This is a genomic window from Achromobacter denitrificans NBRC 15125, from assembly GCF_001571365.1.
GTDB lineage: Bacteria > Pseudomonadota > Gammaproteobacteria > Burkholderiales > Burkholderiaceae_B > Achromobacter > Achromobacter denitrificans.
In genome coordinates, this window is the sequence record NZ_BCTQ01000025.1 from 86,355 (window position 1) to 96,563 (window position 10,209).

The following is a 10,209-nucleotide window of genomic DNA, read 5'->3' on the forward strand; positions in this document are numbered from 1 at the left end:
GATGCGGGCGGACATCTTCTGCCGGGTGGTCGACAACTACGGCGACATCGGCGTCTGCTGGCGGCTCGCCCGCCGCCTCGCGCAAGGCCGCGGATGGGACGTCCGCCTGTGGGTGGACGACCTGCCCAGCTTCGCCCGCATCCAGCCGGGCATCGTCCCGGGCGCGGCGCGCCAGCGGCTGGCCGGCATCGACATCGTGCACTGGAGCGACGCGCCCGACCCCGCCCTGACGGCCCGCGACGTGGTGATCGAGGCTTTCGCCTGCGATCCTCCCGAAGCCTTCCTGGCCAGCATGCGGCTGACGCACCCGGCCTGGATCAACCTGGAATACCTGAGCGCCGAGGCCTGGGTGGAAAACTGCCACGGCCTGCCCTCGCAGCGGCCGGACGGGCTGGTCAAGCATTTCTTCTTCCCCGGGTTCACGCCCGCCACCGGCGGACTGCTGCGCGAACCCGGCCTGTCGGCCGAACGCGACGCGCTGCAGGCATCGGCGGACTCGCAGGCGTCCTTCCTGCGCTCGCTGGGCGTGGACGAGGCGCTGCTGTTGCGCCGCCGCGACGGCGCCCGCGCCGTGTCCCTGTTTTGCTATCCCTCCGCCCCGGCGGCGGACCTGGTTGCGGCCCTGTCGGCGGACCCGCGGCCCAGCGTGCTGCTGGTTCCCGAGGGCATCGCGCCCGGGCTGGAAGCCGCCTGCGCGGAGCCGGGCGCGCCCGCGCTGGCCCGGCTGCCCTTCGTGGCCCAGCCGGATTTCGACCGGCTGCTGTGGTGCTGCGACCTGAATTTCGTGCGGGGCGAAGACTCCTTCGTCCGCGCCGCCTGGGCGGCGCGCCCGCTGGTCTGGCAGATCTACCCGCAGGACGAGAACGTCCATCTGGAAAAGCTCGACGCCTGGCTGGCGCGCTATCCCGCCCCGGAAGCCGCCCATGCCCTGATCCGGGCCTGGAACCAGCCCGAGGCCGGCGGCACGGCCGGCGCGCTGTCCGCCGCCCTGGCGCCCCCCGCCTGGGAGGCCTGGGCCGAAGCCGCCCGCCTCTGGGACGCCCGCCAGGCCGCGCAACCGGATCTTGCCGAAAATCTGGCCGATTTTTGCGCAGACTTGGCCAAGAAACGTTAGAATAGAGAGTTTTCTGAGCGCCCTGGATCTGTCGGGCCTCAGCTATGACGCCTCCCGGGCGTGTGCACGAAGCCGAAAACACTGGCCCCAGCCGGCCATTGCCACAGGGCTCTCTGCTAGCACGGCGAGTGCACCTATCACCCCCGGAGTTTTATCGATGAAAACCGCTCAGGAATTGCGAGTCGGCAACGTGGTCATGGTCGGCAAGGACCCCCTCGTGGTCCAGAAGGCCGAATACAACAAGTCCGGCCGCAACGCCGCCGTCGTCAAGCTGAAGTTCAAGAACCTCTTGACCGCCTCGGCCAGCGAATCGGTCTACAAGGCCGACGAAAAGTTCGAAGTCGTCCAACTGGACCGCAAGGAGTGCACCTACTCCTACTTCGGCGACCCGATGTACGTCTTCATGGACGAAGAGTACAACCAGTACGAAATCGAAGCCGAAAGCATGGGCGACGCCCTGAACTACCTGGAAGAAGCGATGCCCGTGGAAGTGGTCTTCTACGACGGCCGCGCCATTTCGGTTGAGCTGCCCACCACCATCGTCCGCGAAATCACCTACACCGAACCCGCCGTCCGTGGCGACACTTCGGGCAAGGTGACCAAGCCGGCCAAGATCAACACCGGCTACGAACTGAACGTGCCGCTGTTCTGCGCCATCGGCGACAAGATCGAAATCGACACCCGCACGAACGAATACCGCAGCCGCGTCAACAACTGATCGGCATCGGTTCACAAAAAAACCAGACTTTCGGGTCTGGTTTTTTTTCGTCTGTAGGCTGGGGGTTTGGGTATCTCGGGCGCGAAGTTGCCGGTTCTTTGCTGGGGACTGCCGGTTCTTTGCTCGGACTGCTGGTTCTTAAGACGCTGGGGCGGACGGTGTTCTTCAGGTTCTTGCCCCGGACGGAGGCAATACCAACGACATTGCGGGGCCCGCGCCAGACCGACCGCGCGGGCGGTCGGTCTGGCGCATACGCAGTGTCTCGCGGTGTGCGCATGTTGAACACCCTCGGCAAGAATCCGCCGCTCCGCCAGGGCATCCCAAGGCGGAGCTGCCCCCTGGGGGCAGCAAGCATGCGCGGCGTGGGGGCCTGCTACTGCAGGCGTTCGTCGTCCAGGAAGTCGGGCACGGCCATGACCTCGATGCCGTCCTCGGCCAGCGAGGCGCGCTCCTCCGGCGTCGCGGTGCCGCGGATCGGGCGATCGTCGGCGTCGCCTTCGTGGATGCGGCGCGCCTCTTCGGCGAAGCGCGGACCGACGTTTTCGGTGTTGCGCAGCAAGGCGCGCACCTGGCGCATGACGACCGCCTGCACCGCCGCCATCTTCTCGGCCTCGGAGGCGTTGGCCGGCAGGGCCGGCTGGGAGGCCGGCGCATGCAGGTGGGCGACGTTCAGGCGCGGCGCCGACAGGCGCTTGGTGATGCTGGCCGACCCGCAAACGGGGCACGTGACGAGGCCGCGCGCCTGCTGCGCGTCGTAGTCTTCGTGCGAACCGAACCAGCCCTCGAAAATGTGGCTGTGTTCGCACTGGAGGTCGAAAACTTTCAGTGCCATGGCTTCTATATGGGGTGCTGTAGGCAGAATACAAGAAAGCGCCGGCCACCGCCGGCTTTGCCCCGGCAAACGGATGGTTTTCCGCGGGCCCGGCGCGGAAAACAAACGGAAACCGGGCGCCGCGGGGGGCTCAGCCTCCCGGGCCGGACGGGCCGAACTCCAGGCGCGGCACCGCCGCCAGCAGCCGGCGCGTCATCTCCTGGCGCGGCGAATGCAGCACCGCGTCGGCCTCCCCCAGCTCGATGATGCGGCCGCCTTCCATGACCGCGATGCGGTCGGCCAGGTATTCCACCACGCCGAAGTTGTGCGTGATGAACAGGTAGGCGATGCCGAGCTCATCCTGCAATTCGCGCAGCAGGTCCAGGATCTGCGCCTGCACCGACACGTCCAGCGCGGAGGTGGGCTCGTCGCAGATCAGCACCTTGGGCTCGACGGCCAGCGCCCGCGCGATCGCGATGCGCTGGCGCTGGCCGCCCGAGAATTCATGCGGATAGCGCGCCAGGGTGTTGGACGGCAGGCCGACCCGCTCGACCAGGCGCGCGGCCCGTTCGGCGCGCGCCTCCTTGCTCATGCCGCGCCGCAGGGACGCCAGGCCCTCGTCCAGGATGTCGCCCACGCGCATGCGCGGATCGAGCGAGGCGTAAGGGTCCTGGAACACGATCTGGATGTCCTGCCGCAGGCGCTGCAGCTTGCGGTGATCGGCGCTGAGGAGGTCTTCCCCGCCCAGCATGGCGCGGCCGGACACCCGCGCGCCGTCGATCAGCCGCAGCAGCGCCTTGCCCGTGGTGGTCTTGCCGCAGCCGGACTCGCCCAGCAGGGCCAGGGTCTCGCCCGCCTTCAGGGTGAACGTAACCCCGTCGGCAGCCTTGACCCAGGACACGATGCGGCGCAGCGGGCCCTTGCGCACGGGGTAATGGACTTTCAGGTCCTGCACGTCGAGCACCACGCCCGCGCCGCGCTCGTTGCGGGCCGCGCCGCGGCGGGCCTGGGCCTCGCGGCCCGGCTCGGTCAGCGCCACGCCGCGCTTGCCGAAGGTGGGAATGGCTTCGAACAGCTGCCGCGCATAGGGATGCCGGGGCGCCCGGAAGAAGGTTTCGGCGTCCGCGCTTTCGACGATTTCGCCGCCGCGCATCAGGGCCACGTGATGCGCCACATTCTTCACGACCGCGAGGTCGTGGGTGATGAGCAGCACCGCCATGCCCATTTCGCGCTGGATGTCCGCCAGCAGGTCCAGCACCTGCGCCTGCACGGTGACGTCCAGGGCCGTGGTGGGCTCGTCGGCGATCAGCAGCAGCGGCTCGGCCGCGAGCGCGATGGCGATCATGACGCGCTGCTTCTGGCCGCCGGAGAACTGGAAGGGATAGTCGTCGACGCGCCGTTCGGGTTCGGGAATGCCCACCCGCCGCAGCCAGTCGATGGCGCGCTCGCGCGCGGCGGCGCCGCGCAGCGGGGTATGGGCGACCAGGGTTTCGATGATCTGGTCGCCCACGCGCATCACGGGGTTCAGGCTGGTGGACGGCTCCTGGAAAATGATGCCGATCCGGCCGCCGCGCACGCCGCGCATCGCGCTTTCCGGCAGCCGGTTCAGGTCTTCGCCGTCCAGGTCGATCTGCCCGCCCACGATGCGTCCGGCATCCGGCAGCAGGCGCAGCAGCGCCAGCGCCGTCATGCTCTTGCCGCAGCCGGATTCGCCCACGAGCGCGAAGGTCTGGCGCCGGGCAATGGCCAGCTGCAGGCGCTTGACGGCATGCGTCATGCCGCTTTCGCCAGCGATGTCCACGTCCAGGCCGCGCACCTCCAGCAAGGACTGCGGGCTCATGGCGCGTCTCCCCGCCGGGTCGGGCCGGCATCGGTGGCCAGCGCCGTCTTGGCGCCGCGCCCGAACAGGCCGTTGCGCGCCATCCGGCCGGGCTTGTAGCGGCGGGTGCGCGGGTCGAACGCATCGCGCACGGCGTCGGCGAACAGGTTGGCCGCCAGCACCAGGGCCAGCATGAAAATGAATGCGGTCATGAGGTTCCACCAGATCATGGGATCGCGGGACATTTCGAGCCGGGCGCCGTCGATCATGGAGCCGAAGGAGTTCATGCTGGGATCCACGCCGATGCCCAGGTAGGACAGCACGGCCTCGTAGAGGACCAGGCCCGAGAATTCCAGCACCATGGTGATCAGGATGAGGTGGGCCACGTTGGGCAGCAGATGGCGGGTCATGATGCGCCAGTGCGACACGCCGAACGCCCTCGCCGCCTGCACGTATTCGAGTTCGCGCAGCTTCAGCGTTTCGGCGCGCAGCAGGCGGCACAGCCCCGCCCACCCGGTGAACCCGAGGATCATGCACAGCAGGAACAGGCGCAGGTCCGCGCGCGCGGCGGAGGTATCGAACAGGTCCGCGTGGTTGTCGATGTAGACCTGCATCATCAAGGCGCAGGCGGCCACCAGCAGCACGCCCGGGATCGAGGTGATGGTGGTGTAGAGGTATTGGATGGCGTCGTCGACCTTGCCCTTGAAATAGCCGGCGGCGATGCCGAAGACGATCGCCGGCGGCAGCATGGCGATCGTGGTGAGGCTGCCGATCACGAGCGCCGTGCGGATGCTTTTCAGCGCCTGCCACAGCACGTCGTTGCCGATCCGGTCGGTGCCCAGCGCATGGTAGCCGCTGGACAACCCGGCCAGGGCGCCGACCGCCAGGCACAGCAGCGTGAACGTCAGCAACATGGCGATCCATGGCAGGCCGGCATGGCCGCCCCCCGGGTCGGCCGCCGCCCGGCCCCTGCGCGCCAGGCAGGCGGACAGCAGCCCCGCCGCCGCCAGCGAGACCGCCAGCCCACCGGCCAGGCCCCAGCCCAGCCGCTTGAGCACGTCGCCCAAGTGCTCCCGGTCGGGGTCGTCCAGGTGGATGCCCGCGCCACGCAGCCGGGGAAAATCGCGCACCGGCTTGCCGTCGACGAGCAGGGTTTCCTTGGTGAACTGGCGCACGGCCAAAGGCTCGGAATAGGTTTTCTCGGGCCGGGTCAGCACGCTGCCGGCCAGCAGGCCGTCCAGCGCCGACTGGACCGCGGGCGCGTAGACCGGCGCGGCGTCCGCCGCCGCCCCTGGCGCCGGCGGCAGCAGGGGCCGATAGTGCACGGAGTCGAGCAGGCCGACGGCGACGAAGGCCGCCAGGATCACGGCCGAGCACATGGCCGGCGTATCGCGGGCGACCCGCGCCCAGGTCGCCCGCAGGTTGGGGCTGCGCCGCACGCGCCAGGCGTAGGCCGCGGCGCCCAGCGCCATGAGCCACAGCGCGATATCGGTCCAGAGGAAGACGAACTTGGGCATGTCGGCTACTCGAATCTGACGCGGGGATCGGCCAGCGTGTAGGAAATGTCGGCCAGGATCAGCCCGACGATATAGAGGGCGGAGCCGAGGAAGACCATGGCGCGCACGATGGAGAAATCCTGCGCGTTGATGGCGTCGATGGTGTAGCTGCCCAGGCCCGGAATGCCGAAGAAAGACTCCGCGATCAGGCTGCCCATGAACAACAGCGGCAAGGCCGCCACCGTGCTGGTCAGGATGGGCAGCATGGCGTTGCGCAGCACGTGCCGGAACAGCACCACGCGCTCGGCCAGCCCCTTGGAGCGGGCGGTGCGCACGTAGTCCTTGCCGATCTCCTCCAGGAACAGGGTGCGGTAGAAGCGCGCTTCCGGCCCCAGCCGCGACACGATGGCCACCAGCACGGGCAGCGCCAGGAACTTGACCACGTCCAGCCCGCCGGCGAAGCCCGAGAACGGCACCAGCCGCAGCAGCTTGGCGAAGACCCATTGGCCGGCGATGATGTAGAACAGGCTGGAGATGGACAGCAGCAGCACGCAGAGCACCACGCCCCAGAAGTCGAGCCGCGTCGCCCTGAAATACACCAGGGTCAGGGAGAAGACGATGCTGACGAAGAGCCCCAGGATGAAGGTGGGCACCGCCAGGGCCAGGCTGGGGCCCATGCGCGTCTGAATCTCGCGGCCGATGTCGCGACCGCCGTCGGAGGCGCCGAAATCCATGGCCAGGAGCGGCACCGAACGCTGGTAGAACACCGTGTCGGTCAGCCGCGCCATGCCCTCGGCCTGGCCGTTGATGAACAGCGGCTTGTCGTAGCCGCGCTCGGCCTTCCATTTGTCCACCGCCTCCTGGCTCACGCGCTGGCCGCCGATCGCCAGGCGGGCCATGTCGTCGGGCGTGTTCACCGCGAAGAACAGGATGAAGGTGAAGAGATTCACGCCGATCAGGATCAGCACGCCGTACAGCAGCCGGCGGATCACGTAGCCGATCATGATTGTTGCTCCTTGCCGACGCGCGGCACAAATGCCGTCTGGCGTTCGCGCCGCTTCAGCGCCACGTAGGAAGGCCAGATCGCCAGCGCCAGCAACAGCACGAAGACGCCGATCGGCCACCACTTCGGATAATTCCATTCGTCGATCTTCTGCTGGCGCAGCACGGGATCGATCTTCATGTACTGGAGCGTGTTGCGGACCATCTGGGTGGGCTTGGCGTTGCCCACCCACTGCTGGTAGGCGCCGCCCGACATCGGGAAGTAGCCGAACATCCAGGGCGCGTCGCGCTGCACGATCGCCACCATCCTGGCGATCAGCTGCTCTTTCTCGGGGCCGTCGTCCAGGAACTTCAGCTGCTCGAACAGGCGGTCGTATTCGGGGCTGGCGTAGTTGGCGGCATTCTCGCCACCGCCCTTGGCCTTGGCGTTGGGGCCGTACAGCAGGAACAGGAAGTTCTCGGCGTCGGGGTAGTCGGCGTTCCAGCCCCACAGGAAGATCTGCGCCGAACCGCGCATCATCTTGTCCTGGAAGCGGTTGTAGTCGGTGGCGCGCACGTCCAGCTGGACGCCGATCTTGGCGAGCTGGCGCCGCATCCAGTCGAATTGCGGATTGGAGCCGCCGCCGGACATGGAGTCGTAGTACAGCACCAGCGGCGCGCCGGTCTTGGCGTTGCGGCCGTCGGGATACCCGGCTTCGGCCAGCAGGCGCTTGGCCACGTCCACGGACTTGCGCACCGGCTTGCCGTCCACCAGGTCGTAGACCACCGGATTCACGCCCTCGGGCGGATCGCGGTAGCCGAGCACGCCCGGCGGCACCGGCCCGTAGGCCACGGAGGCCTGGCTGTTCTCGAACACCGCGACGAATTCTTCCCAATCGAACGCGATGCTGATGGCCTGCCGCAGCTTGCGGTTCTTTTCCTCTTGCTCGGGCGTATCGCCCTTGCCCACGACGGGGTCCAGCCAGTTGAAGCCCATGTACCAGTTGGCGGTCTCGACCGTGGTGGGCAGCTTGATGCCGTGCTCGCGGTACAGCCGCGCCTTGTCCTGGCTGTCGCCCGCCGCCACCAGCATGGCCACGCCGTACTCGCCGCGCTCGATCTGCGGCATGTCGTAGTAGCCCTGCATGAACTTGCCGGTCAGCGGGATGGCTTCCTTTTCCACGCTGAATTCCGCGCGGTCGATGAAGGGCGTGGGCTTGCCGCAATCCGCCAGCAGGCCGGCGGCCCGGTCGCCCGGCTCTCCCTCGCAGGGATAGGGCTCGCCGTGGAAGTTGGGGTTGCGGCCCAGCACGTGGCGGCGGTTCTGCAGGGACTCCACCAGCATGTACGGGCCGGTGCCCACGGGCCAGGTGTTGAGCGACAGGTCGTGCGCCGCCATGCCGGGCTGGCTGTAGTAGCGGTCGGCCTCCCAGGGGATGGGCGCGGTGAAGGTCATGGCCAGCCAGTACTTGAACTGCGGGTACTTGCCGTTGACGCGGATGCGCAAGGTGTGCGGGTCGAGCGCCTGCACGCCGGTGAAGCCGTCGGGCTCGCGCAGGTCCAGCCAGGGCGGCGCGCCGGCGCCGCCGGGCGCGTCGCGGCGCAGCGCCTGGTCGCGCTGGCGCAGGCGCTCGCCGTATTCCTTCAGGCCCACGATGTGTTCGGCCATCAGGGACGAGATCGGCGATACCACCCGCGGGCTGGCCAGGCGCCGGATGCCGTAGACGTAATCGTCCGCGGTCAGCTCGCGCGTGCCGGTGCGGGGAAAATCGGGAATGTAGTACTTGTCGTCGAGCTCGCCCGGCGCCAGCGGGTAGTAGTCGTAGCCGCCGTCGGCCTTGCGGGCGAACGCCGGATGCGGCGCGAACCGGGAGCCGGGCCGCAGTTTGATGTCGTAGACGCTTTGCGCGATCTGTTCGCCCGGCGTGTCGGCGGGCAGCGTGTTGCCCTGCGCGTCCAGGTAGACCGGCGGATCGATCGACGCCGCCGCGCGCGGCACCAGCTCGTACGGCCGCTTCAGATAGTGGTAGCCGTAAAGCGTCTCGTAGATGTTGTACGTGTAGGGGGTTTCATCGCCGGAATAGGAACTGGCCGGATCCAGGTACTTCGGGGAACGCTTGACGAAAGCGGAATACAGCGTGTTCTGGCCTTCGGCCCCGGACGGATAAGGGCTGTTGATGGGGCTTTCTTGCGAGCAGCCCGTCAACGCCAGCAACAGCAGCATGGCCGTCGCCCAGAGCCGCTTCAATGCACGCATGGAAACCTTCCCTTCGAATCGTTGCGACAGAGGATATCAAACACGGGCCCGGGCCAGTACCCAGGCATGCCCTACGGGGCCGCCCGGACTCACCCCCCGCATTGGCGCTGCCGCCAGCAGTCGTAGCGCCATTTCCAGGGCTGCATGGCGCCTTGCTGCGCCCACAGGCCGCGCCCGGCCGCCTTGGCCTGGCGCTGCAGGTCGGGCATGGCCTTGTCGCGCAGGTAGTCGCCCTGCCGCGCCGTATAGGCCCAGGCGTAGCCGGCCTCCACCTGCGCGCGGTTGGCGGAGCGGCCGTCTTCCAGGATCAGGGCGCACACGTCGCGGCCGTACTGGTCCTTTTCATAGCATTGGGCGGTGAGCGTCTTGCCCGCGACCAGGTCCGCGAGGTGCTTGCGCGAGGCCTCGGCATAGGGCTGGCCCGGCTGATCGGCGCCATGCCCTTCCTCGGGCGCGTCGATGCTGTCCATGCGGATCTTGCGCTGGCCGTCCGGCGCGCGCAGGGTCACGGTGTCGCCGTCGGCGACATTGACGATGGCGCCCGTCAGCGTGTAACTGCCCTGGGGAATCCCGCCCGCCAGGGCCGGGCCCGGCCGGTTCTGGGCGGAGGGGGCCGGCCGGGTCTGGCCGGAGGGGGGCGACCGCCGCCCTTCCGGCTCCGAGGGCTGCAGCCAATTGACGATGGCGCCCGCGGCCGCAAGAATCACGGCCACGGCCAGGGCGGTCAGCTTGCTGCCGCCAAAGGGAGATTTGCCACGCACCGCCGGCTCCAGGTAGGAAAACGCTGGGAGTGTGCCATAGATGGTCGGCCCCCGCGCCGCCGTGGGGCGGCCCGGCGGCTATTCTTGCCGGGAACCGAAAAACAGGGGGTAGGGGCGTAGGATGGGTGAAGCGCGAGAGCCCATAGGCAAGAACGACAGCGCTGAACGCGCGCAACCCATGCGGCCGTGAGCAGACAGTGCCCGGCACCGCTCAACAGCAACCCATGCCGCCATGAGCAGACCCGGTTGGCC

Annotated in this window: 8 protein-coding genes; 2 read left to right on the top strand and 6 right to left on the bottom strand. The window is 68.4% G+C overall.

Translation table 11 applies throughout. The features are described from left to right. Position 1: 1 nt before the first annotated feature. Entirely contained in the window at positions 2 to 1,114 is a 1,113-nt protein-coding gene (earP, locus tag ADE01S_RS20365) for an elongation factor P maturation arginine rhamnosyltransferase EarP (RefSeq protein WP_062683567.1), read from the top strand. Positions 1,115 to 1,271: 157 nt separating this feature from the next. Then, a complete protein-coding gene (gene efp / locus ADE01S_RS20370) occupies positions 1,272 to 1,832 on the top strand; it encodes an elongation factor P (RefSeq protein ID WP_006220534.1) in 561 nt (186 codons plus the stop codon). A 373-nt stretch (positions 1,833 to 2,205) separates the two neighbouring features. Here efp and ADE01S_RS20375 read toward each other — a convergent pair whose 3' ends face one another. From ADE01S_RS20375 to ADE01S_RS20400, 6 genes are all read right to left on the bottom strand, one after another. Continuing rightward, complete coding sequence (locus tag ADE01S_RS20375) at positions 2,206 to 2,664, bottom strand: DUF1178 family protein (RefSeq protein ID WP_062683568.1); 459 nt, start codon at positions 2,662 to 2,664, stop codon at positions 2,206 to 2,208. A gap of 130 nt (positions 2,665 to 2,794) precedes the next feature. Continuing rightward, positions 2,795 to 4,483, bottom strand: a complete 1,689-nt coding sequence (locus tag ADE01S_RS20380) for an ABC transporter ATP-binding protein (protein ID WP_062683569.1) — start codon at positions 4,481 to 4,483, stop codon at positions 2,795 to 2,797. After that, on the bottom strand, positions 4,480 to 5,979 hold the full coding sequence (locus ADE01S_RS20385) for an ABC transporter permease (RefSeq protein ID WP_062683570.1): 1,500 nt from the start codon (positions 5,977 to 5,979) through the stop codon (positions 4,480 to 4,482). Before ADE01S_RS20385 ends, ADE01S_RS20380 begins: the two co-directional genes overlap by 4 nt. Before the next feature lie 5 nt (positions 5,980 to 5,984). Continuing rightward, positions 5,985 to 6,962: an ABC transporter permease gene (locus ADE01S_RS20390; protein ID WP_062683571.1), complete on the bottom strand. Its 978-nt coding sequence runs from the start codon at positions 6,960 to 6,962 to the stop codon at positions 5,985 to 5,987. Further along, a complete protein-coding gene (locus ADE01S_RS20395; RefSeq protein ID WP_062683572.1) occupies positions 6,959 to 9,196 on the bottom strand; it encodes an ABC transporter substrate-binding protein in 2,238 nt (745 codons plus the stop codon). Before ADE01S_RS20395 ends, ADE01S_RS20390 begins: the two co-directional genes overlap by 4 nt. A gap of 89 nt (positions 9,197 to 9,285) precedes the next feature. Next, positions 9,286 to 9,957 carry a thermonuclease family protein gene (locus tag ADE01S_RS20400; protein WP_062683573.1) on the bottom strand — a complete coding sequence of 224 codons (672 nt, stop codon included), beginning with the start codon at positions 9,955 to 9,957 and terminating at the stop codon, positions 9,286 to 9,288. Positions 9,958 to 10,209: the final 252 nt, after the last annotated feature.

Bases quoted from the DNA above. Each gene is read 5' to 3' on its own strand.
- earP (WP_062683567.1), top strand. From the start codon at position 2: ATGCGGGCGGACATCTTCTGCCGGGTGGTCGACAACTACGGCGACATC.
- efp (WP_006220534.1), top strand. From the start codon at position 1,272: ATGAAAACCGCTCAGGAATTGCGAGTCGGCAACGTGGTCATGGTCGGC.
- ADE01S_RS20375 (WP_062683568.1), bottom strand. From the start codon at position 2,664: ATGGCACTGAAAGTTTTCGACCTCCAGTGCGAACACAGCCACATTTTC.
- ADE01S_RS20380 (WP_062683569.1), bottom strand. From the start codon at position 4,483: ATGAGCCCGCAGTCCTTGCTGGAGGTGCGCGGCCTGGACGTGGACATC.
- ADE01S_RS20385 (WP_062683570.1), bottom strand. From the start codon at position 5,979: ATGCCCAAGTTCGTCTTCCTCTGGACCGATATCGCGCTGTGGCTCATG.
- ADE01S_RS20390 (WP_062683571.1), bottom strand. From the start codon at position 6,962: ATGATCGGCTACGTGATCCGCCGGCTGCTGTACGGCGTGCTGATCCTG.
- ADE01S_RS20395 (WP_062683572.1), bottom strand. From the start codon at position 9,196: ATGCGTGCATTGAAGCGGCTCTGGGCGACGGCCATGCTGCTGTTGCTG.